At 69.8% G+C, this 22,618-nt stretch carries 20 protein-coding genes, 1 tRNA gene, 1 pseudogene and 1 riboswitch; of the genes and pseudogenes, 12 read left to right on the top strand and 10 right to left on the bottom strand.

Annotated elements, in window-relative coordinates; genetic code table 11:
- Positions 1-8 precede the first annotated feature (8 nt).
- Both MED15_RS19820 and MED15_RS19815 read left to right on the top strand, forming a co-directional pair.
- The gene (locus MED15_RS19820; RefSeq protein ID WP_112736593.1) at positions 9-1,055 is read left to right on the top strand and encodes a questin oxidase family protein; all 1,047 of its coding nucleotides are present in this window, start codon (positions 9-11) and stop codon (positions 1,053-1,055) included.
- Between the two features lie 49 nt (positions 1,056-1,104).
- Positions 1,105-1,536: an ASCH domain-containing protein gene (locus MED15_RS19815; RefSeq protein WP_112601097.1), complete on the top strand. Its 432-nt coding sequence runs from the start codon at positions 1,105-1,107 to the stop codon at positions 1,534-1,536.
- 32 nt (positions 1,537-1,568) lie between these two features.
- Here the strand turns inward: MED15_RS19815 and MED15_RS19810 are convergent, their stop codons facing one another.
- On the bottom strand, positions 1,569-2,477 hold the full coding sequence (locus MED15_RS19810; RefSeq protein ID WP_112736591.1) for an LLM class flavin-dependent oxidoreductase: 909 nt from the start codon (positions 2,475-2,477) through the stop codon (positions 1,569-1,571).
- A 182-nt stretch (positions 2,478-2,659) separates the two neighbouring features.
- Here MED15_RS19810 and MED15_RS19805 point away from each other — a divergent pair, with 182 nt between their 5' ends.
- From MED15_RS19805 to MED15_RS19795, 3 genes are all read left to right on the top strand, one after another.
- Entirely contained in the window at positions 2,660-3,028 is a 369-nt protein-coding gene (locus MED15_RS19805) for a hypothetical protein (RefSeq protein WP_112601095.1), read from the top strand.
- 77 nt (positions 3,029-3,105) lie between these two features.
- The gene (locus tag MED15_RS19800; protein ID WP_112586054.1) at positions 3,106-3,810 is read left to right on the top strand and encodes a dihydrofolate reductase family protein; all 705 of its coding nucleotides are present in this window, start codon (positions 3,106-3,108) and stop codon (positions 3,808-3,810) included.
- A 32-nt stretch (positions 3,811-3,842) separates the two neighbouring features.
- Positions 3,843-4,487 (top strand): dihydrofolate reductase family protein, encoded by a 645-nt coding sequence (locus MED15_RS19795; protein ID WP_112736589.1) that lies wholly within the window; start codon positions 3,843-3,845, stop codon positions 4,485-4,487.
- A gap of 25 nt (positions 4,488-4,512) precedes the next feature.
- On the opposite strand, the gene MED15_RS19790 is transcribed toward MED15_RS19795, so the two are convergent.
- A complete protein-coding gene (locus MED15_RS19790) occupies positions 4,513-4,878 on the bottom strand; it encodes a VOC family protein (protein WP_112586050.1) in 366 nt (121 codons plus the stop codon).
- Between the two features lie 142 nt (positions 4,879-5,020).
- On the opposite strand from MED15_RS19790, the gene MED15_RS19785 reads away from it, so the two are divergent.
- A complete protein-coding gene (locus MED15_RS19785; protein ID WP_112736587.1) occupies positions 5,021-5,965 on the top strand; it encodes an ATP-binding cassette domain-containing protein in 945 nt (314 codons plus the stop codon).
- Positions 5,962-6,711 (top strand): ABC transporter permease, encoded by a 750-nt coding sequence (locus MED15_RS19780; RefSeq protein ID WP_112586046.1) that lies wholly within the window; start codon positions 5,962-5,964, stop codon positions 6,709-6,711. The genes MED15_RS19785 and MED15_RS19780 overlap by 4 nt, the downstream gene beginning before the upstream one ends.
- Here MED15_RS19780 and MED15_RS19775 read toward each other — a convergent pair.
- The gene (locus MED15_RS19775) at positions 6,695-9,832 is read right to left on the bottom strand and encodes an ATP-binding protein (RefSeq protein ID WP_112736585.1); all 3,138 of its coding nucleotides are present in this window, start codon (positions 9,830-9,832) and stop codon (positions 6,695-6,697) included. The genes MED15_RS19780 and MED15_RS19775 overlap by 17 nt on opposite strands.
- 262 nt (positions 9,833-10,094) lie before the next feature.
- Between MED15_RS19775 and MED15_RS19770 the strand changes: the two genes are divergently transcribed.
- On the top strand, positions 10,095-11,033 hold the full coding sequence (locus MED15_RS19770) for an LD-carboxypeptidase (RefSeq protein WP_244220516.1): 939 nt from the start codon (positions 10,095-10,097) through the stop codon (positions 11,031-11,033).
- Between the two features lie 166 nt (positions 11,034-11,199).
- Complete coding sequence (locus tag MED15_RS19765; RefSeq protein ID WP_112730507.1) at positions 11,200-11,763, top strand: 2'-5' RNA ligase family protein; 564 nt, start codon at positions 11,200-11,202, stop codon at positions 11,761-11,763.
- 647 nt (positions 11,764-12,410) lie between these two features.
- Here the strand turns inward: MED15_RS19765 and MED15_RS33565 are convergent.
- Positions 12,411-12,679: pseudogene (locus MED15_RS33565) on the bottom strand (integrase core domain-containing protein); the annotation flags it as partial.
- Positions 12,680-12,912: 233 nt separating this feature from the next.
- On the opposite strand from MED15_RS33565, the gene MED15_RS19755 reads away from it, so the two are divergent.
- Positions 12,913-13,536 (top strand): hypothetical protein, encoded by a 624-nt coding sequence (locus MED15_RS19755; RefSeq protein ID WP_112601103.1) that lies wholly within the window; start codon positions 12,913-12,915, stop codon positions 13,534-13,536.
- A gap of 484 nt (positions 13,537-14,020) precedes the next feature.
- Here MED15_RS19755 and MED15_RS19745 read toward each other — a convergent pair.
- A tRNA-Gly gene (locus MED15_RS19745) sits at positions 14,021-14,094 on the bottom strand.
- A 235-nt stretch (positions 14,095-14,329) separates the two neighbouring features.
- Positions 14,330-14,887 carry a pyridoxamine 5'-phosphate oxidase family protein gene (locus MED15_RS19740; protein WP_112586041.1) on the bottom strand — a complete coding sequence of 186 codons (558 nt, stop codon included), beginning with the start codon at positions 14,885-14,887 and terminating at the stop codon, positions 14,330-14,332.
- A gap of 99 nt (positions 14,888-14,986) precedes the next feature.
- Here MED15_RS19740 and dcd point away from each other — a divergent pair, with 99 nt between their 5' ends.
- Positions 14,987-15,565: a dCTP deaminase gene (gene dcd / locus MED15_RS19735; RefSeq protein ID WP_112736617.1), complete on the top strand. Its 579-nt coding sequence runs from the start codon at positions 14,987-14,989 to the stop codon at positions 15,563-15,565.
- Positions 15,566-15,638: 73 nt separating this feature from the next.
- Here dcd and MED15_RS19730 read toward each other — a convergent pair whose 3' ends face one another.
- A complete protein-coding gene (locus tag MED15_RS19730) occupies positions 15,639-16,616 on the bottom strand; it encodes a C40 family peptidase (protein WP_244220515.1) in 978 nt (325 codons plus the stop codon).
- Between the two features lie 76 nt (positions 16,617-16,692).
- Positions 16,693-16,828, bottom strand: a riboswitch (cyclic di-AMP (ydaO/yuaA leader).
- Between the two features lie 235 nt (positions 16,829-17,063).
- On the opposite strand from MED15_RS19730, the gene MED15_RS19725 reads away from it, so the two are divergent.
- Positions 17,064-19,046: an N-acetylmuramoyl-L-alanine amidase gene (locus MED15_RS19725; RefSeq protein ID WP_112736581.1), complete on the top strand. Its 1,983-nt coding sequence runs from the start codon at positions 17,064-17,066 to the stop codon at positions 19,044-19,046.
- 55 nt (positions 19,047-19,101) lie between these two features.
- Here MED15_RS19725 and MED15_RS19720 read toward each other — a convergent pair whose 3' ends face one another.
- The 3 genes from MED15_RS19720 to MED15_RS19710 all read right to left on the bottom strand — a co-directional run bounded on the left by MED15_RS19720 (position 19,102) and on the right by MED15_RS19710 (position 22,590).
- Entirely contained in the window at positions 19,102-20,115 is a 1,014-nt protein-coding gene (locus tag MED15_RS19720) for a C40 family peptidase (protein WP_225855105.1), read from the bottom strand.
- A gap of 167 nt (positions 20,116-20,282) precedes the next feature.
- Positions 20,283-21,284, bottom strand: coding sequence for a hemolysin family protein (locus MED15_RS19715; RefSeq protein WP_112601088.1), 1,002 nt, complete (start codon positions 21,282-21,284; stop codon positions 20,283-20,285).
- Positions 21,277-22,590 (bottom strand): hemolysin family protein, encoded by a 1,314-nt coding sequence (locus MED15_RS19710; RefSeq protein ID WP_112736615.1) that lies wholly within the window; start codon positions 22,588-22,590, stop codon positions 21,277-21,279. The genes MED15_RS19715 and MED15_RS19710 overlap by 8 nt, the downstream gene beginning before the upstream one ends.
- Positions 22,591-22,618: the final 28 nt, after the last annotated feature.

The raw sequence follows: 22,618 nt of genomic DNA, 5'->3' as shown, positions 1-22,618 counted from the left end.
ATCGGCGGATGAGCGACGGAGTTCTCGACGAGGCGTACGAGCGGCTGCACCGCACCGGCCCCGAATACCAGGGCTGGCTGTCCAACCACGGGCCGATGGCCGTCGAGGCGCTGGTCCGACACGGGCACCCGCACCGGGTGCACCGTTGGCTCGACGACTACCTCGGCCGCCTCGACGAGTTGCCCCGAGGGCTGCACCCGATCGACGACTGGCGGTCAGCGCTGGGTGATCCGAAGCGCGCCGGCGACTGGCTGGACTACTTCGACAGGCAACTGCGCGAACACCCGTGGCGTGCGGTGCTCGGCACCTGGTGGCCCCGGCTGCTGCCGGGCATCGCCGCCGGCGCCACGCACGGTGTGATCCGGGTCGGGCACGCCGTACGCGCGCTCGACCCGGACGACGGAAACCGACAGCGGCTCACCGAGTTGGGCCAGGCCCTCGGCTACTGGGCGGCCCGGTGGCAGCCGATCCCCGGCACCGACCGGCTGCTCACCGGCGTCACGGACCAGCCAGGCACCGACGACAACGACGTGGCGGCCGCGCTGGCGGGACTGCCCCGGATCGACGACCAGACCGGCGGCGTCCGGGATCGGCTGGAGCAGTTGCCGGGCGTACCCCGATGGGAGCCGGCAGTCGCGACGCTGCGCCCCGTGCGGAGCCCGGCCGAGGCGGAGCGCGGGCTCACCACGCTGGTGCACCGGGCCGGCCTGGACTACCTGCGCTTCGGACACGCCGCGCCGGTCATGCTGGTGCACGCGGTCACCGCGCCGACCGCCGTGCTGCGTACCCTGCCGGCACTGGACCGGGGTCTGTGGGCGCCGAGCCTCGCCGCGGCCTGGGCCGCGACGGCGGCCATGACCTCCGTGTACGCCCCAGCCAACGGCATCGCGCCACCCACAGTGACCCCAGCGACGCCGGCGGAGGTCTTCGCCCGCGCGGCCCGCCACGGCGACGAACACGTGGTCAAGCTCGCCGACGCGATCCTCGACGCGTACGCGACCAGTGCTGACGAGCGGCTTCTCACCGCACCCGGCTACGCCGGCCAACTGATCTGAGCGGGTATTGCGGCGGCGGCCCCGGCCGCGCTGGCCTAGCCTCGGCAGGATGTGGCCTCGGATCGGTGAACTGCGCGCCCTCGCCCTCGGCACCCCCGGCGAGTTGCGGTCGACCCTCAACACCCTGGTGCTGGCCGGTGTGAAGACCGCGACGGCCGGCCGGCTCGCCGAGTACGCGGAAGAAGGCGAGGAGTTGGAGCACGTCGGCGAACGCCTGGCCCTGGTCGACGACGACAACGCACTGACCGGCGTCGTGGAGATCACCGGAGTCGAGGTGGTCCGCTTCGCCGACGTGCCCTGGGACTTCGCCCACGCCGAGGGTGAGGGTGACCGCTCGATCGAGGAGTGGCGGGCCGGGCACTCGACCTACTGGGCGCGGCTCGGCACGCCGGTCGACGGCGACACCCCGATCGTCTGCCTGCGCTTCCGCCTGGTTTCCGGTGGCGAGGGCGGTGTGGCCAGCGGCGACCTCGGCACCTGACCGGCCGCCCCGGCCGGCTCGGTGTGGCGGCCTCAGCCGCGTAGTTGTGGCAGCAACCGCGTCGCCACGTCCACCAGGACGGCCTCGTCACCGGCGTACCAACTGCTGGCGCGCGGCCAGTGCGTCACCACGTCGGTGAAGCCCAGCTCGGCGGCCCGGCCGACCTGGTCGGCGAAGAACTGTGCGCTGCTGAGCGAGAAGACCGGCGCCGCGTCCAGTGAGAGGTAGCGGTCCAGACTGGCCGGGTCGCGGCCGGCCTCGTCCAGGGTCCGGTCCATCCGCGCGGACAGCGCCGACACACTGGCCCACCAGGCCGCCAGGTCGTTGTCGTCACCGGTGCCGGTGGTCACCCAGCCCTGCCCGAAGCGGGCCACCAACCGCATCGACCGTGGCCCGTTGGCGGCCACCACGAACGGCACCCGAGGCTGCTGCACGCAGCCGGGGTTGTTGCGGGCATCCACCGCGGCGAACCAGTCGCCACGCCAGGTGGTGCCGTCCTCCCGCAGGATCAGGTCCAACAACTCGATGAACTCGGCGAACCGGTCGACCCGCTGACGCGGCGGCAGGGTCTCACCACCCAGCACCGCCGAGTCGAAGCCGATGCCACCCGCTCCCAGGCCGAGCAGCAGGCGGCCGGCGGAGACGTCGTCCACGGTGGTGATCTGCCGGGCGAACGCGGCCGGGTGCCGGAAGTTCGGCGACGCCACGAGGGTGCCCAGTCGAATCCGCGAGGTCACCGTGGCGGCCGCGGTCAGCGTGGCCATCGAGTCGAACCACGGGCCGTCGACCAGGTCACGCCAACCCAGGTGGTCGTACGTCCAGGCGTGGTCGAAGCCCCACTCGTCGACCTGCCGCCAGCGACGCTGCGACTCCGCCCACCGCTGGTCCGGCAGGATCACGATGCCAATCCGCATGATCGCCACCCTAGCCGGACCGGTCATCCGCCCCCAGCATCACGCTGAGCAGAGGACGGGGAGGCGTCCGGAACACCTTCGCCAGCCGACCTTCGCCGACCGGAAGTCGTAGATCCACCGTTGCGGCCAGCCCGTACCCTCCGGGGATGCCCACCGAAGGAGCGGCTGCTGACCGCGTATCCCCGGATCGCCGGGCGCGTCGAGTCCGCATGATCCGCACGGTGGCGTTGCTGGTCGGGGTGATGGTTCCGTCCCTCGTTCTCCGCGAGCTGATCGAGGCCCGGTTCGGCCGCGGGCCGATCGCCGATCTCAGCGCGGTCGCGGTGCCGATGGCGGCGACCGCGTGGCTGGCGCCGTACGCCTCCTACCGGCGACGCGATGCCCTGCTCTGGCTGGTCGGCCCGGGCCTCTACTTCTTCGCGGTGATCGCCTGGCGGGTGGCCCTCGCGCCCTACCGGGACTGGAGCCCCCGCCCGGAGGAAAGGGCCCGGATGCGCTGGTCACGCGACCCGGAACACGCCGGGACGTGGTGCCTGACCGAGCCCGAGAGTGGCACGGGTCACACTTCTTCCCGGTAGGGACATCGCGTTCGGCTCCGACCCCTCGGGGAGCGGCACCCAGGCGGGGTGTCGCCCGAGGAGAGGACCAGAGCGCGATGACGAAGGTGACCGCACAGCTGTCGGTGTCGGTGGACGGCTTCTACGCCGGCCCGCAGTTCGACGGGAACGGCAACTGGATGGACTCGGCGGAGAGCGCGAAATTCTTCCGGGTCACCCGGTGGGCGACCGAAGCGGCGGCCTGGCGCGAACGGCAGGGCTTCGCCGGCGGGGAGCAGGACACCAACTCCGAGGTGATCGCCGAGTCATTCGGGGCGGCCGGCGCGTACGTGATGGGGCGCCGGATGGCCGACGGGGGTGAGATCCCCTGGGGTGAGGAGCCGCCGTTTCGCGCGCCGGTCTTCGTCGTCACCCACCGCCCCCGCCAGCGGCTGGTGAAGGGCGGGGGCACCAGTTTCACCTACGTCACCGATGGCGTGGCCAGCGCCGTCGAGCAGGCGCGCGCCGTGGCCGGAGGCAAGGACGTCGCGGTGGCCGGAGGTGGCAGTCTGGTGCGGCAGGTGCTCAAGGCCGGTCTGCTCGACGAGTTGGAGTTGCACGTCGTACCGGTTGTGCTCGGCACCGGCCTGCGGCTCTTCGACGCGGACCTCGACCTGGGTGACCGGGAGGGAGTCGAGCTGACGCCGACCCGCGTCCTTGCCACCCCACAGGTGACCCACATCCGGTACGCGGTGCGCGGTCGCGCCCCGCTCGTGCTCGACGACCGGGGCCGCGGCGGTGGCCCGACGGTCACCGCGAACTGAATCACGGCCCATCGGAGGAAGGAGGAGACACCATGGCGCAACTGTTGCGGGTGCAGTGCTTCAACGTTTCGCGCGACGGGTTCGGGACCGGAGAGGGGCAGAGCCTGGAACGGCCCTTCGGTCACGCGGACCCCACCCCGCTGTTCTCCTGGCGTGCCGCCACCGCCAGCTTCGTGTATCGCACCGAGCCGGGCGGCACCCGTGGCCTGGACGACTACCTGACCCGCGACGCCGAGTGCAACATCGGCGCGGAGATCATGGGTCGCAACAAGTTCGGCCCCCAGCGTGGCCCCTGGAAGGACCATGACTGGCAGGGCTGGTGGGGGGAAAACCCGCCGTTTCACACGCCGGTCTTCGTGCTCACCCACCACGTGCGCCCGTCGTTCAGCCTGTCCGACACCACGTTCCACTTCCGCGATGTCAGCCCGGCCGAGGCACTGGCCGAGGCGAAGCAGGCAGCCGAGGGTCGGGACGTACGCCTCGGTGGTGGGGTCGCGACCATCCGCGAGTTCATCGAGGCCGATCTGGTCGACACGATGCACATCGCCGTGGCGCCCGTCGACCTCCACCGGGGCGAGCGGTTGTGGGGCAGCCCTGACGAGTTGCTCGACCGCTTCCACCTCGAGTCGGTGCCCAGCCCCAGTGGGGTCACCCATCTCCTGTTCTGGAGGCGATGACCGCCCTCCTCCCCGGCACTGCCGTCTAGAGCCGGGCCAGCACCAGCAACCGGTTGCCGTCGGGGTCGGTGACCCGCGCGGACCGCTCGCCCCACGGCTGGTCGACCGGCTCCTCGGTGACTGTCGCCCCACCCGTGCGCAGCGCGCCCACGGCTGCGTCGCAGTCGTCGGCGTAGACGCACAACTCCCAGCGGTGCGAGTCGGCCGGCCCGCCAGCCTCCGGGTTGGCGGCCAGGCCGAGCTCGCTGCTGCCCAGCCGCAGAGCGACGAACTCCGGGGCGCCCTCGTCCGGGAACCGGTAGGTCAGCTCGAAGCCGACCACGTCCCGGTAGAACGCGATCAGTCGTGGCAGGTCAGGTGTCGTCACGATCGGGAAGGCTTCGGTGAACACGGACCACCTCCAAGCCGGACCCTAGCCGGTGCCGTGGTCCAGCAGGAACTACCACGGGGGCGCGACAAGGAGAAACACGGTGTCAGTGGCCGTGTCAGGGCCATGACAGGGGGGTGACAGCCCAGCCGCCGATGGTAGCTGCATGACGAGTTCAGCGATTGCAGTCTCCGGGCTGCGGAAGGCCTACAAGGACAAGGTCGTGCTCGACGGCATCGACCTGGATGTCCCTGCGGGCACGATCTTCTCCCTGCTCGGCCCGAACGGGGCGGGTAAGACGACGACGGTGAACGTGCTGACCACGTTGGTGAAGGCCGACGGCGGGACCGTACGCATCGCAGGGCACAACGCCGCCACCGAGGCCAAGGCGGTGCGCGCGGCGATCGGGGTCACCGGTCAGTTCGCGGCGGTGGACGAACTGCTGACCGGCCGAGAGAACCTGCAACTGATGGTGGATCTCAGCCAGGTTCCGGGCAAGGACGGCAGGCGGGTCGTCACGGAGTTGCTGGAGCGGTTCGATCTGGTGGAGTCGGCACAGAAGCCGGTGTCGACCTATTCCGGTGGTATGCGCCGGAAGCTGGATCTGGCGATGACTCTGGTCGGCGACCCGCGGATCATCTTCCTCGACGAGCCGACGACGGGCCTGGACCCACGTAGCCGCCGCACGATGTGGTCGATCATCCGTGACCTGGTGGCCGACGGCGTGACGATCTTCCTCACCACTCAGTATCTGGAGGAAGCGGATCAGCTCGCCGACCGGATCGCCGTCCTCGACCAGGGGCGTCTGGTCGCCCAGGGCACGCCCGACGAGCTCAAGCGCCAGATCCCCGGCACTCACGTCCGGCTCCGGTTCACCACCGTCGCCGAACTCGACGCGGCCGCCCGGGTGCTCACCGACTCCACACGGGACGACGAGGCACTGGCGCTGCGGGTTCCCAGCGACGGCGGAACAGCCTCACTGCGGGCCCTGCTGGACCGCCTCGACGAGTACGCGATCAGCGCCGAAGGGTTCTCCGTGCAGACGCCGGACCTCGACGACGTTTTCCTCGCCCTGACGGGCAGCCGCACCCAGGAGGTTTCCGCGAAATGAGCACCAAGTCCCACTCGATCGTCATGCTGCGTCGCAACTTCAAGCACATCGCCCGGAACCCGACCTCGGTGTTCAACGCGGTCCTGATGCCTATCGTGATCATGTTGATGTTCGTGTACATGTTCGGTGACGCCTTCAACGTCGGTGTCGACTACATCGACTACGCGACTCCCGGGCTGATGCTGTTGGCGGTCTGTTACGGGCTGGGGGCCACCGCAACCGCTGTGAACTCCGACATGACGAAGGGCATCATCAACCGGTTCAAAGTCATGCACGTCTCCCGCGGTGCGGTGCTGACCGGTCACGTCGTCGCCAGCGTGCTGACCAACCTGGTCGCCATCGCCGCCCTTGTCGGGGTGGCCTTCCTGCTCGGATTCAGCCCGTCGGCGAGCCTCCTCGGCTGGCTCGGCGCGATCGGCGTGATCGTGCTGCTCGGCTTCGCCGCCGGCTGGCTCACTGTCGCCCTGGGGCTTTCGGCGAAGTCTCCGGAAACGGCGGGGCTGGCCTCCGTACCGCTGGTCATGCTGCCGTTCTTCAGCAGCGCGATCGTGCCAGCGGACAAGATGGGGCCCGGGCTGCGGGAGTTCGCGGAATACCAGCCCTTCACGCCGATCATCGAAACCCTGCGCGGGTTCCTCAACGGAACGCCGTCCAGCGGTGACCTGATCCCCGCCCTCGTCTGGTGCGTCGGCATCGCTCTCGTCGGCTACCTGTGGGCGCGATCCACGTTCACGAAGCGAGCGTGACCGCTACCAACCGGTTCCAGTCCGTCCGACTGCCTTCCCGCGCCGCCTCTGCGAAGCTCGCTTCGCCGAGGCGGCGCCGTATTTCCCGCTCGATCCGGGCCACATCCGGCTGGGAATGATCCTGCCGTCCGCGCACACCGGTGCTCGCGGCGAGCAGCCGCGCGGCCTGCTCATGCTGGTCACGGCGCAGCGCCAGGTCCGCGACGCCGACGAGTACCCGCGCGATCGAGGGTGCGTGTCCCGTCGCGGCTGCCGCCTCGCAGGCCAAGGAATGGTGTCTGCGCGCCTCACCGAGATCGTCCGTGACATAACCGAGCAGGTCGTGGGTCACCACGCGGATGTGCGCCTGCTCCGCCTCGTCGCGCAACACTGTCGTCGCGACACCGACCTGGCGGGCCACCTCGTCGGCGTGGCCACGCCAGCGAGCGAGTTCCGCCTGTGACAGGGCCAGCACTGCCAACGCACCCGGCCACGTGACCCGCGCCGCGCATCGCCGCGCCTCGGCCATGGCAGCCGCGCTGGACTCCTCATCACCAAGCAACCAGTACAGCTGAGCCTGCCGGGACCGTATCCGGATGATGTCCTCGACGGTGCCGACCTCGGTGACGACCGCGGCGGCCTCTTCGTAGTGCTCGCACGCACCGGCGAACTCACCGCGTACGGCAATCAACTCCGCCAGCTCGGTCAGGGCGAAGGAGATCCCGAACCGTTCGCCGAGTGCCCGGAACTCGGCGAGCGCCGCCACGAGATACGCCTCCACATCCCGACCGTCCTGGCCGAAGATGATCCGCATCTTGCCGAGTTGCAACCGGGCCAGTGCGCGTACCCAGGGATCCTCGTCGTTCAGCAGCGGTTCCCACGCGGCCAGGATCGCGTCCGGGGCTCGCAACATGCGTTCCAGCGGGACGACGAGCGCCATCCCCGGGTGGCTGCCGTGACTGCGTTGGCTGAACTCGTACGCCTTGTGGATCCACTCCGCCGCATGGTGTTCGTCGCCCGGTCCCGAGTTCACGAAGAGCACGACGAGCGCGTACACAGTGGCCCGGATCTCGTCGCTGACCTCACCAGGCGTCTCAGTGGCCGCCGTGATCAGCTCCATGCCTTCGGTCCGGTGGCCACCGAGCCACCAGTACCAGCCGGCGCCCGCGGCCAGTCGCATGGCCGCGGGCGCTTCACCGGCGGCGAGGGCCCCACGCATCGCGGAACCGATGTTGTCGTGCTCAACTTCGAGAGCGGCGAGCCATTTCACCTGGTCCGCGCGGCGAAGCTGCGGCTCGGCGGTCTCGGCCAGTTCGGTGAAGTACGTCAGATGCGCGTGGCGCGCCAGGTCCGATTCCCCCGCCTCGACGAGGCGGTGCGCGGCGTACTCCTTGATCGTGCCGAGCATCCGGTAGCGCAGGGTCTCGTCGCCCTCGGCGACCAACAGCGACTTCTCGGCCAGCGCGGTGACCAGTTCGAGCACGTCCTCCGGCTCGACCTCGTCGCCGGCGCAGACCCGTTCGGCCGCTTCCAGACTCACCCCGCCCGAGAACACCGAGAGCCGGCGCAGGACCGCCCGTTCCGCGTCGGTCAGCAGCTCCCAACTCCAGTCGACCACCGCGCGCAGCGTTCGGTGCCGGGGCAACGCGGTACGGCTTCCGCCGGTCAGCAGACGGAACCGATCGTCGAGCCGCCTGGCGAGCTGGTCGATGGACATGGTGCGCAACCTGGCGGCGGCCAGTTCGATCGCCAACGGCATCCCGTCCAGCGCCCGACAGATCCGCGCCATCGTCGACAACGTGAGATCGTCGACCGCCAGATCCCTCCGCACCGCGACCGCTCGGTCCCGCAGCAACCGGACAGCGGGAGAGGTTTCGATCTCGCTGGGGTCGGCGTCGACGTCCGGCAGGGCCAGTGGCGCGACCGGCCAGAGCGCCTCGCCAGTGATGCCGAGCGGTTCCCTGCTCGTCGCGAGGATCCGCAGTCGCCGACACTCCCCGAGCAGCCGGTCGGCGAGCACCGCCGCCGAATCGATCACGTGCTCGCAGTTGTCCAGGATCAGCAGCGCCTCCCGCTCGCGGATCGCGGCGACGAGCCGGTCGATCAACTCCATGCTCGGTGCCTCGCCGAGCAGAGCGTCCCGAAGTCCGAGCCCCGTGAGCGTCGCCTGCACGACGTCACCGTCCGCGCCGATGGCGGCGAACTCGACCAGCCAGGCGCCGTCCGGCAGGTTGTCGAGCATTCTGCGCGCGGTTTCCGTGGCCAGCCGGGTCTTCCCGGAGCCACCCGGCCCGATCAGGGTCGTGAGCCGGTGTTCGGCGACGAGCGCGCCGACCTCGGCGACGGCCTCGTCCTTACCGATGAAGCTGCTCAACTCGGCGCGAAGGTTGGTCTTCCGGTTCTCCTCGCGGCGTTGCACCTCACCCCGCAGGAGCGCGACGTGCAACGCCGCGAGTTCCGGTGAGGGGTCGACGCCCAGCGCGTCGGCCAGGACCTCGCTCGTGCGCTGATACACGAGCAGCGCCTCGTTGTCTCGGCCGCTCGCCGCGAGGGCCCGCATCAACGCGAGAACCAGCCGTTCCCGCACCGGGTGCGCGGCCACCAGGTCGGTCAGCTCAGCGACCAGCTCCGGCCCGCGGCCGAGGCTGACCTCCACGTCGAAGCGATCCTCCAGGGCGGTCAGACGCAGCCTGTCGAATCGGGTGACCGCCGCGTCGAGCGCGGTGCTGTCGACAAGACCGACGTCCTGCATCGCCGCACCGCGCCACAGGTCGAGGGCCTCGCGCAGCCGCCGTACCCGCTGCGGGCCCTCGTCATCGCGAGCCAGGCCGACGAGGCGTTCGAACCGTACGGCGTCGACGACGTCGGGTTCGACCAGCAACCGGTAGCCGTCCGTCTGTCCCTCGATCGACCCCTCCGGCAGCGCCTTCCGCAGCCGGGAAACCAGGCGGTGCAGGGCGTTCGCCGCCTCGGCGGGCGGATGTTCGCCCCAGATCCAGTCGACGAGGGTCCCCTTCGGGACCACGTGTCCCGGGTTGAGCGCGAGGGCGGTCAACAGCCCGCGCAGTCGCGCGCCCGGCACGTCAATGAGGGTGCCGACGTCCGTGCGAACCTCGAAGGGACCAAGCATCCCGACCTGCACCTGGCAGATCTTGCCATGAACATGAGAAGCATCCGTGTCGCCGGCACCCGCTCCGCCGGCGGCTGTCGGGGCGGAGGAGAAACGCGTGAAGCTCCTGGCGCCCGTCCCGAAATGAGATGCGCACCGGCTGGCCGACCTGTTGGATCTCGACATGGCGCATGAGCTCGTTCGTCCTCGGAAAGCACGTCCGGGGGACCACCTCGCGGTCCTCTCGCCGTCCTTCGCTGCGCCCGGTGCCTATCCCGGGATCCACGAGCAGGCCATGCGACGGCTTGCCGACCTGACCGGCCTCGTCCCGGTCGAATACCCCACCACCCGCCAGGTCGGTGCGAGCGCGGCAGCGCGGGCGGCGGACATCAACGCCGCCTTCGCGGACCCCCAGGTACGCGGCATTCTCGCCGTCATCGGCGGCGACGACCAGATCACCGTCATCCCCCACCTGGACGCCGACCTGGCCCGCGCCGACCCGAAGCCGTTCCTCGGCACCAGCGACAACACCAACCTGCACCACTGGCTCTGGGGCCTCGGCATCGCCAGCTTCTACGGCGGGTCCTCCCAGGTGCACCTCGGCCCCGGGCCTGCCGTCGACGACATCCACGTCCGGTCGCTGCGGGCGGCACTGCTCACCGGGGAGCAGCTGGAGATCACCGATCCGGGTGAGTCCGAGGACATCGGCATCGACTGGGCAGACCCGCAGGCGTTGAAGTCCTTTGGAGAGCGCGAACCGACGGAGCCGTGGAGCTGGTACGGGCCGCCCCGCGCGGTCACCGGCCCCACCTGGGGTGGCTGCCTGGAGGTCATCCAGTGGATCCTGACGGCGGGACGCTTCCCCTTTTCCCCGGAGGCCCTGCACGGTGGGGTGCTGATCATCGAGACGTCGGAGGAACTTCTCCCCGCACGCGAGGTCGGCTGGATCGTCCGATCACTGGGTGAACGCGGCTTCCTCAGCGCCGTCGACGCGGTCCTGGTCGCCCGTCCGCCGGTCTCCGACCACACCCGTCGACCCCCGGCCGCCGATCGGGCACGGCTACGCGAGCAGCAGCGCGACACTGTCGTCGACGTGGTGACCCGATACAACCCCGAGGCGGTCGTCTGCGTCGGGGTCCCATTCGGCCACACCAGACCACAGTGGATCCTCCCTCACGGCGGCCCGATCACCGTCGACGGCGTGGAACGCCGGATCTTCGCCGACTACCGATAGGGGCGTCCTTCCTCGCCGCACGAATGTGGTTCCGGGGAGCTTGCACACCACGCCCGTCGGACTCTGCTGTTGGCCGAGCTCGATGCCGTTCTGTGGGTGCGACGTCCTCCTGCGGCGGGCGGCGAATCCGGTGGACCGGCACCCATTGTCGTTGGAAACTGCGGGGATGGAACCGACACAGACGGCCCTCATCGTGCCGATACCCGAGGCTGAGGAGGCGGTGGGGCGGTTCCGGGCATCGCTCGACCGGGCCGCCGGGTGGGGGGTGCCAGCGCACGTGACCGTCCTCTACCCGTTCCTGCCCCCACAGCAGATCGATGAGCAGGTCTTGGCGGTGCTGCGCGAGACCATCGCCGGCATACCGCGGTTCGACGTCGCACTGACACACGTCGGCTGGTTTGGTGACACCGTCGTCTGGCTTGCTCCACAGCCAGCTCGCCCGTTCCGGGGGCTCACTTCGGCGGTGTGTCAGCAGTTCCCCGAGGCGCCCCCGTATGCCGGGGCGCACAGCGACGTGGTGCCGCACCTGACCATCGGTCATGACGCCGCCAAGCCCACGCTGAGCCACGCCGCAGAAACCATCTCCGCGCACCTACCGATCAACGCAGCCATCGACAGAGTCCGGCTCATTGCCGGAACGCCGGACATCAACCCTTGGCCTACCATCTGCGAGTTCCCGCTGGGTGCGATACCACCGGCGCCGGCTGGTACGGAAGTCACAGCGTCCTGACTAGGGCCTCGACCGTGGAGCGGGCGACGGGCGACACCGAATGACAGGACCACGCCGTCCACTTGGGTGCGCCCTGCCTCCCACAGCAGCCCGCCAGCGAGGACCCGTGCGGGGTCCATGCCCATTGGTGATGCAACCTGCATTCAAGCGCTACGTAAGCCAATTTGGTGACGGACCTACTGCCTGTGAGACCAGCAGAAGGTGCGGGGACAGGGCAGTACATCCGTTGTCGGTGTTGCTCCTGACCTGCAACCACGGGCCGAGGAAGGCGCAGGGTTGATGAGGCGAACGAACAGGCGAGAGAGACGGACAGGCCAAGGCCGGCCAACCACGCCAGGTGAGTGGGCAGCGCTGATCGGCAGCATCGCTGCGCTCGTCGGTGCCGCCGCTAGCCTTCTCGCAGCTCTGGAGTAGTAGCGGCGTAACCGCACCAGGACGAGCAGATCGCCGCTCGCTCGACTCGCAGCGCAAGGGGAGTCAGGATCGGGCAGATAGCGGGTACGGCAAGCGCAAGAAGTGATCGGAACGGATGAGGCCCAGGTCGGGAACATGTCCTGACCTGGGCCTTCGCAGTGGAGTGGGTGACGGGGATCGAACCCGCACTGTCAGCTTGGGAATCGCACAATGTCAAGCCCCGAGTTTGATGGTCAGCTGGTTTTCAGGGGTGCGGTGACCGGGTGGGTCATCGCGTGTAGGGCCTCGTGTTCGGCGGGCGGGATGTGCCCGAGCTCGCCGTGCAAGCGGTGGTTGTTGTACCAGTCGATGTACTCGACGGTGGCCATCTCCAGGTCGTCGAGCCCGCGCCACGGACCTCGGTTGCGGACGAGTTCGGCCTTGTAGAGGGAGTTGAACGCCTCGGCCATCGCGTTGTCGTACGAGTCGCCTTGGACCCGACCGAGGCGACAGCGCCAGCCTCGTCGTCCAAACGGCACGGGCAGTCGCCGGAGGCGAAAAACAGTATGCTGCGGCCCGAATGGAATCGGGGGATCAATGAGTGTGGGTGATCGGATACGCGGGGGACCACTCATCACGAGCGTGCTGGTATTGGCGGGACTTGCCGGCTGCGTGGAACAGCCTGTCCCGCCGGCACCGCCGCCGCCGTCGGTGAGCCCCACGCGCTCGGCTCTACCCAGCGAGCCGCAGGCTCTGATGGCGACTGTTGGCGGGCTGGTCGAGCAGGCCGGTGTCGGCGACGACATCCGGCAGGGCGAGATCGAGATCGGCGAAGCGTGGTACGAACCCTGCGACTTGCTCACCGCCGACCCGGACCGGGCAAAGGGGGCCGGGTTGCAGCTTGATGCAGTGTGGGCGGCTGGCCTTGAGGTCAACCCCGTGCCATCTTTCCAGAACATTCAAACCCCGATGACCCTCTTGGACGTCAGGGTGGTCCATTTGTCGGATGCGTCTGCGGCCGTCGCCGCCGAAACGAGGGCGCGAACCGCACGCTGCCCGAGCGACGACTTCCACCTCAACATCGGCCAAGCGACTGCCCGGTGGGGGTCACGCGCGGTGACCATCGATTCGACGAGCGCGCGGCTAACCACGGCGACGGTGAAACGAGTGAACCCGGAAATCGACGCAGGGGTCAATTATCTGCCCGGCGACGCCCGGCTGGTCTTCGCGCACGGACCACTGCTGATCAGCATCGAGGCGCTCACGCTGTGGCCACGCAAGCAAAACTCCGCTGCCGAGATCACCGCCGCGGCTCAGGAGAAGGCGATGACCCTGGCGGCGGCGATCGTGAAGACCCTTCCAACGTCAAGCGAGAACTGACGCCGCACGTCACGACGAGGCCGTGGCGGGGATGCGGCGCGTGCACCCCGGGCAGGCCCCTGGCCTGCCCCGCAATAGCCGGCCGAGGGGTCGCAAAGGTTCCGTGCTCAAGGGCGGCCCGCAGGGCCGTCGCGCAACATCCGCTCATACCTGGACGACTTCGTCGACGAGGACCAGGACGCCCTCGTCCTCACCGGTGCGAAGGGTGCCGTCCTACGCCGCTCCAACTTCCAGACCGCCTGCAAGTGGCGCGAGTCGGTGGCTGCGGCCGGCCTGCCCGGCTTCCACTTCCACGACCTGCGGCACACCGGCAACGCCCTGGTGTCCCGGACCGGGGCGAACCTGTGAGCGACGCCGTGAAAGGCCGAGCAAAGGCGGGCAAGAAGCGTGGCTAGTGGCCCGTGGATGGCCCGTCCGGCGCTGCAGGCCCCCGCAACGTCGAAGGCCCTGGCTCGGACTGACGTCCTGACCAGGGCCTTCGCAGTGGAGCGGGTGACGGGAATCGAACCCGCACTGTCAGCTTGGGAAGCTGATGTTCTGCCATTGAACTACACCCGCAAGCGGCACCACTGTACCCGAGTCGTCGAACCCGTGCACCCAGGTACCCCCGCCGGCCGCAGGTGTCCCCGTACCGCTCCGCCCGGGTTGATCCACTCGGCTTTCTGGAAGTCGGGGCATCCGGAGCGCTGGGACACCGCGATCTTCTTGAAGTCGAGTTGATCACCGCAGGCGGTGGGCGGCGGGTGCCGGCTCCGTTACGACTGAGCCGGCACCGATGATCTTCCGGCCCTGGTCAGGCGGCCGTGCACTGGACGTCACGGCTGAGGCGGGTCGGGCGCGCCTGCGGGACGGCGAGGGGCGCGGCCACCGCCGACGGGGCGTTTGGGTCGAGCCAGACCCGAACGGCCGGCCGACCCGGCGCGAGGCCCGGGATGCCAGCGATGTGCTGCTCGCGGCGGGTGAGCATGGCCACGTCGACCGTGAACTCGAAGAGCCGCCAGTCGACCTGCGGCTCAGCCCGGGCGCTGTGCGCCAACTGCGCCACGAGGACCGGATCGGTCACCGGACGGGCACGCCCCGCCACGTACGCCTCGTCGTCGCTCTCCTCCGCAGGGAACGAGTGCAGCGCGTAACGGCCGTCACGTTCGAGGTCGCGGCGCTTGGGCGAGTCGATGATGAAGCAGAACAGCCCCTCGGCGGTGATGACCGGGGAGACCGGATGGACGCGGGGCCCGCCGTCGGCACGGACCGTGGCCAGATAGCCGAAGCCCGGCCCGTATTGCTGGAGGAGAACGCGGATCCCGTCGGCGAGTCGGGGCTCGTCGGCGGCGAATTCGGACCAGGAAGCCATGTGGGCATTCTATCGAACAAATGTACGAGCAGCGACCTCGACGCGCTGGTCACCGGCACCGAATCCGGCCACTTTTGGCAACGCGGCTATGGTGGTCCGATGCTGCTCTCCGACCGCGACCTGGTCTCCGAGATCAAGGCCGGCACGCTGGGCCTGGAGCCGTTCGAGCCCACGCTGGTCCAACCGTCCAGCATCGACGTCCGACTCGACCGGCTGTTCCGGGTTTTCAACAACCACCTCTATACCCACATCGATCCCGCCATGCAGCAGGACGACCTGACCTCGGCGGTCGAGGTCCCCGACGGCGAGCCGTTCGTGCTGCACCCCGGGGAGTTCGTCCTCGCCTCGACACTGGAGGTCATCTCGCTGGGTGACCATCTCGCCGGCCGACTGGAGGGCAAGAGCTCCCTGGGCCGGCTCGGGCTGCTCACGCACTCCACCGCCGGCTTCATCGACCCGGGCTTCTCCGGTCACGTGACGCTGGAACTCTCGAACGTGGCGAACCTGCCGATCACCCTGTGGCCGGGCATGAAGATCGGGCAGCTCTGCATCTTCCGACTCTCCTCGCCGGCCGAGCACCCGTACGGCTCGGTGGTCTACGGCTCGCGCTACCAGGGCCAGCGGGGGCCGACGCCCAGCCGCGCCTGGCGGCACTGGCGCACCTGGCCGACCCGCTGAGGTTCAGCCGCCAGGACCGAGACGACGAGGGCCCGCCGCGACGGATCGCGACGGGCCCTTCGATCACCCGGGGTCAGCCTGGACGGCCGTAGCTGTGGATCGGGCCGTCGTCGACCTTCTTCATCTTTACCGGCTGACCGGCCTGCGAGGCGTGCACCACCCAGCCGCCGCCGACGTACATGCCGACGTGGTGGATGTCGCTGTAGTAGAAGACCAGGTCGCCGGGGCGCAGGTCACCCTTGCTGACGTCCTTGGTGACCCGGCTCTGCGCGGCGGCGTTGTGCGGCAGCGACACGCCGGCCTTCGCCCAGGCGGCCAGCATCAGCCCGGAGCAGTCGTACGAGTTCGGGCCTTCGGCACCCCAGACGTAGGGCTTGCCGATCTGCGCGCAGGCGAACTTGACCGCCGTGCCCGCGGCACCGCCAGGGTAGCTACCCGGGCAGGGCGCTGGGCGCAGCGGACCGCCGCCGCCGCTGCCGTACACCTTCAGGCGCAACTTCTGTAGGCGGTCGATCTCGTCGTTGATTTGCTTCTTCTTCGCCGCCAGCTGAGCTTCCGTGCGGCTCAGCTGGGCCACCATCTCGTCCAGTGGCGCCTTCTGCGCGGCCAACTGGTCGCGCAGGTCGGCCACCTGGCGTACGTCCTTCTGCTGGTTGTGCGCGAAGCGGTCGAGCATTTCCAGCTGGCCGACCACCTCGCTGGGCGACCGGCTACCCAGCATCGCGTTGACGGTCGAGACGTTCTCACCCATGTAGGCGCGCACGGCCAGGGCACTGACCTTGTCCATCGCGGCGTCGACCTGGCGCTCAAGCGGAGTGATCCGGGCGGCCAGCGCGTCGGCCTGCTTGCGCTTCGCGGTGAGGTCGGTGCGGGTGGCGTTGTGCCGCTCGATGATCGGTTCGAGCTTGTTCCAGTCGGCGTCGATCTGGCGCTCGATCTCGGCGACGGACGGGTCGGCGTGGGCCGCCGTGGCACTGCCGGTCAGAACGACGGCGATGCCGGCCAGCGCGGCGAGTGCGGTGGTGAAGCGGGACCAGCGTGGGCGCGGCACGATCGACGACGGACCGGCTGATGCCGACCGCTCGGACGACGGCCGCGGGGCATGGAGTGCCACCGGGGTTCCGTACTCCTTCTTCCTGACCGCCTACCGGGTTAGCTGACGGGTTCGGGCGGGAAGTCGGCGCCCTACCGCAGTGGCTGCGGATTCACCCCGAGGGACCTGGGTCCCCGGTTCGTTCGGAAACGACTCGGCGGTGTCGGTCCGTTACCGCCCGGGCTGGGCGGAGCTGCTGTCGGGCCGACGAATGACCAGAGTAGAGACGCTTGTTACCGATCCGCAACCCGTGCGGCAGTGACACTCCGTACGGATTGGACGAGGTCACCGACCGTGTGTGAAGAATTCTTTCCGCATGCTTCGATAGATGGAAAGGTATTGACGTGACCTCCCGGACGGCGCGATGGTGACCTGACCTCACTCCGCGAAAATCTAGGGGGTTCGATGCACCATCCAACCCTGTCGACCGGCTGGCGCGCACTGCTCGCCGCCACCGTGGTCGCCGCCGCAACCACTGTGCCACTCTCCGCCGGCCCGGCCGCCGCCGCGCCCACCACCGACCGCCAGCAGCAGTACGCCGCAGCGGCCACCGAGTACGGCGTGCCGGCCGTCGTGCTGCTCGGCGTCTCCTACCTGGAGTCGCGCTGGGACACCAACGCCGGCACACCGAGCACCAGTGGCGGCTACGGTCCGATGCACCTGACCGATGCGCGGCACGTGGCCGCCCTACCCGGGCGCGGCCACCACGACGCCGGCGCCGAGGACCCACGCGGCGACGACTCCCGTCCCGCCCGGGTGCCCGCGCCCCGGCCGGTCGAGGCACCCGAGCCGTCCACCGCCGCATTGCAGACCGTCGACGCCGCCGCCACGCTGACCGGCGCCACCCCCGAGGCACTGCGCACCGACGCGGGCCTCAACATCCGGGGTGGGGCCGCGCTGCTGAGCGCGTACCAGAGGGATCTGGGCGCGCCGGTCGGCGCGGACACCGACCCGGCGGCCTGGTACGGCGCGGTCGCCCGCTACTCGGGCGCGGACAGCGCCGACGCCGCGGCAGCCTTCGCCGACGAGGTCTTCACCACCATCGGCGCGGGCGAAGCCCGGGTGACCGACGACGGCCAGCGGATCACCCTGCCGGCCCGTGTGGTGCGGCCCGAGCGTTCCTGGTTGGACCGGCTGGGCCTGCGCCGCCTGGCCCGCCCGGACGGGGTGGAGTGCCCCCGTACCATCTCCTGCGAGTGGATCCCGGCGCCCTACGAAGCGTTCGGCGACGGGGACTACGGCAACCACGACCTCTCCGACCGACCCGCCCGGCAGAAGATCGAGTACATCGTCATCCACGACACCGAGGCGAGTTGGGCCACGACCCTGAAACTCGTCCAGGACCCGACCTACGTGAGCTGGCACTACTCGCTGCGCTCGGTCGACGGGCACATCGCGCAGCACGTGAAGACCAAGGACGTCGGCTGGCACGCCGGCAACTGGTACGTCAACGCGAAGTCGATCGGGCTGGAACACGAGGGCTTCGCGGCGCAGGGCACCTGGTACACCGAGGCGATGTACCGGACCTCGGCGAAGCTGGTCCGACACCTGGCGCTGAGGCTGGGCATCCCACTGGACCGCCAGCACATCATCGGCCACGACAACGTGCCCGGCACCATCGCCTCGACAGTGCGGGGAATGCACTGGGATCCGGGCCCGTACTGGGACTGGACGCACTACTTCGACCTGCTGCACGCACCTCGGCTGGACACCGGCACCCCGGCCACCGGAATGGTCCGGATCGACCCGGACTACACCACCAACCAGCCGGCGTTCACCGGCTGCGTCACCCCGGGCGTGCCCTGCGCGCCACGCGGCTCCTCGGCGGTGGTGCTGCGCAGCGCACCGTCCGCGGACGCGCCGCTGGTCAACGACATCGCGCTGCGCCCGGACGGCAGCCCGAACACGATGACCGTGTCGGACCACGGGGCCCGGGCATCCGCCGGGCAGACGTACGCGCTGGCCGGGCGGCAGGGCGACTGGACGGCGATCTGGTACCTCGGGCAGCGGGCCTGGTTCCACAACCCGGCGTCCGCGCCGACCGCCAGTTGGACCGTCGGCGTCGTGGCCACGCCGAAGCCCGGCCGGACCACCGTTCCGGTCTACGGACGGGCGTACCCGGAGCAGTCCGCGTACCCGGAAGGGGTGCCCTACCAGGCGATCTCGCCGCTCCAGTACACCCTGGCCGCCGGGCAGCGGTACGCCGTCGGCGCGGTGCTGGCCGGCGAGTACTACCGGGCCAGCACGTTCGACGGCTCCTCGCCCGGCGACTGGACGGTGATTCGCGGCAAGAACCGGTACGCGCAGATCCAGTTCGGCCACCGGATCATGTACGTCGACCTCGCCGACGTGCAGCTGTTGCCGTCCCCGGTCGGCGCGCCGCGCTGAGAACCACGAAGGCCCCCGGTCGGTGACCGGGGGCCTTCGTGTCGCGCGATGTGGATCAGCCGGGTCTGCGGAATCCGGCGACGGGCATGGTGTTGATGCTGGACACCTGCACCGGCTTGCCGGCACGTGGCGCGTGCACCATGGTGTTGTTGCCCAGATAGAGCCCGACGTGACTCAGGCCGGAGAAGAAGAAGACCAGGTCACCGGGGCGGGCATCGCCGCGCGAGATGGCCTTGCCCTCGTTCCACTGGTCACCGGTGTGGTGCGTGAGGTAGATCCCGGCCGCCTTGTAGGCGTACTGGGTCAGCCCCGAGCAGTCGAACGAGTTCGGGCCGGTGGCACCCCAGACGTACGGCTTGCCGACCTTGCCGCAGGCGGTCTTGATCGCGGTACGGGCCGCCGCGCTGACCACCCCGTTGATGGTCGGGCAGGCCGCGGTCTTGACAGTGGTCTTCGGCATCGACGCCTCGAGCTTCTTGATCTCGCCGTCGATCTGCTTCTTCTTCGCCGCCAGGTCGTTCTGCTGCTTGGTCTGGGTGACGATCAGCGCGTCCAGCTTCCGCTTCTCGCCGTCGTACTTGTCCCGCACGGCCAGCACACCCTCGACCTCCTTGCGCTCCTGCGAAGCGAGCCGGTCGAGGATGGTGAGCTGCTCGGTGAGCGTGTCCGGCTTGGCGCTGACCAGCAGCGCGCCGATGTCGTGCGACGGGCCGGAGATGTAGTAGCGGGAGGCGAGATCGCCGACCCGGTTGAGCGCCAACTCGCTCTGCAGCGCCAGCGGCTCGATCTTCTTCTGCAGGTCCGCCGACTTCTGCCGGTTGACCTTCAGCTGCGCCCGGACCTTGTTGTACTGCTCGATGGTGGGCTCCAACTGCTCCCACTTCTTGTCGATCTGCGCCTCGATCTCGTCGACCGAGGGCGCGGCGTGTGCCGGCGCGGTCAGAAGACCGGCACCGACCGCCGCGGCGGCGACCAGGACCAGCACCCGGTGCGCGGCGCGACGCAGACCACCAGAGCGAGCAGACGCGTTCAGGTCGTGACGATGAGGGGGCATGGTTGCCACCGGCACCGACTCCTTTGCAACCGACCGCCGGGCGCCTCGCGTGAGGGAAGGGCCGAGGCAGACGACCCACAGCGGTCGGTGCCCCACATTAGGGAAGCTCGGGACGGTAATCAAGGCGAGCGCGGTAACCATCACTGTCGTGCAACCGCTTGCACACCAAGGGTATTCGTCCATCACCCAACGATTGCGGTCAATACATCGTCAAGAGTGACCACACCGAGTGGCCGTCGCCCGTCGCTGACCAGCACCATGTGCCGCCGTTCGCGACGCATCGCCAGCAGCAGGTCGGCCAGCGTACGGTCCGGCGGCACCACCGCCAGCGGGCGGTAGACGTCGGCCGGCACCGGGGACCGGCGGCCCTGCCCGGCGTACCCGAGCACGTCCTTGACGTGCACGAAGCCGAGCACCCGACGGGTCGACCGCTGCACCACCGGGAACCGGGACCGGCCGGTCCGGGTCGCCAGCACCTCCAGTGACGCCGGCGAGACGTCCTCGGCCACCGTCACCACCGTCGACCACGGTTGCAGCGCGTCCGCCGCCGTCCGGGCGTGCAGGGCCAGCGCGCCGGTGATCCGCGCGTGCTGCTCCGCGTCGAGCAGCCCCTCGGTGCGCGCCTGGGAGACCAACCCGGCCAACTCCTCGGCGGTGAACACCGTCTTCACCGCCTCGGACGCCTCGATCCGCCAGAACGCGAGCACCCGCCGGGCCGCCCATTTCATCGCGAGCAACAACGGTTTGGTGGCCACACAGAATGCCAGCATCGCCGGGCCGAGCCAGAGCGCGGAGACCTCCGGACCGGCCAGCGTGATGTTCTTCGGCACCATTTCACCGACGACCGTGTGCAGAAAGACCACCACGCCCAGTGCCAGCACGAACGCCACCGGGTGCACCGCCCGCTCCGGCAGGCCGGCCGCGTGGAACGGCGGCTCCAGCAGGTGAGCCAGCGCCGGTTCGGCGATCGCGCCCAGACCCAACGAGCAGACAGTGATGCCGAGCTGCGCACCGGCGATCATCAGCGGGATCTGGTTCATCGCCGACAACGCCCAGCGGGCGCGTTTCGACCCGGCGGCCAGCGGCTCGATCACCGTCCGGCGCGACGCGATGAGCGCGAACTCGCTGCCCACGAAGAACCCGTTGCCGAGCAGCAACAGCACTGTCACCAGCAGCTCAGTCATCGTCGTCCGGATCCGCCGGGCGCAACACCCGGACCTGCTCGATCCGGTGCCGCTCCACCTCGACCACTGTGAACTCCCAGCCGTCCGCCTCGACCGTCTCGCCGGCGAGCGGGATGTGCCCGAGCTGGGCCATCAGGAACCCGGCCAGGGTCTCGTACGGCCCCTCGGGCAGCCGGAAGCCGGTCTGCTCGGCCAACTCGTCGGAGCGGAGCACACCGTCGACCAGCACTGTGCGCTCACCGCCCGGCACCGTCAGCTCGGCCGACCCGTCGTCGTCCACGCTCGCCGGGTCGAACTCGTCGGCGATCTCTCCGACCAGCTCCTCGACGAGGTCCTCGACTGTCACCACGCCGTCAGTGCCGCCGTACTCGTCGACCACGATGGCCAGGTCGGCCCCGGCCGCCTTCAGCGCGGCCAGGACACCGTCCAGGTTCAGGCTCTCCGGCACGTACACCGGCTCGCGGGCCACCGAGCCGACAGTCGTCGACGCCCGGTCGGCCAGCGGCACCCCCAACGCGTCGGGCACCGCGGCAACCCCGGTCACCAGGTCCAGGGTCTCCTCGTACACGGGGAACCGGGTCCGCCCGGTCCGCCGCGACTCCTCCAGCAGCTCGGCCACGGTGGCGGTTGCACGCAGCGCGACCACGTCCACCCTGGGGGTCATCGCCTCCGCGGCCCGCTTGTCACCGAAGCGGATGGTGCGACGAAGCAGCATCGCCGTGTCGGTGGGCAGCGCACCGGCCCGCGCCGAGATGGCCGCCAGCAGGCCCAGCTCCTCCGGCGAGCGGGCGCTTGCCAACTCCTCCTGCGGCTCCACGCCGAGCGCCCGGACCAGTCGGTTCGCCGAGCCGTTCAACCCCCGGATCACCCAGCCGAACGTCCGGGAGAAGGTGTGCATCGGGCCGGCCGTGGCCAGCGCCGCCGGCATGGGCCGGGCCAGCGCCGCGTTCTTCGGCACCAACTCGCCGAAGAGCATGGAGATCAGCGTGGCCAGGGCCAACGCGAGGAACGGCGTGAGCCGCTCGGTGCTGTCTCCGGCCAGCGGGCGCAACAGCGGGGTGAAGAGCCGGGCCAGGGCCGGCTCGGCCAGGTAGCCGGTGAGCAGCGCGGTGATGGTGATGCCGAGCTGTGCCCCGGAGAGCTGGAAGGAGAGTTCGCGCAGCGCCGTGCGTACCGTCAGGGCGGCCTGGTCGCCCGCGGCGGACCGCCGGTCGATCTCCGCCCGGTCGACCGTGACCAGGGCGAACTCGGCCGCGACGAAGAACGCGTTGCCCGCGGTCAGGGCTACGAAGCCGACCAGGGGCAACAGCGTCGTCAAGAGTAGGCCGTCGATG

The sequence above is a fragment of the Micromonospora noduli genome, assembly GCF_003264475.1.
In the GTDB taxonomy this organism is placed as follows: Bacteria; Actinomycetota; Actinomycetes; order Mycobacteriales; family Micromonosporaceae; genus Micromonospora; species Micromonospora noduli.
This window is presented reverse-complemented; position numbering and strand designations above follow the sequence as displayed.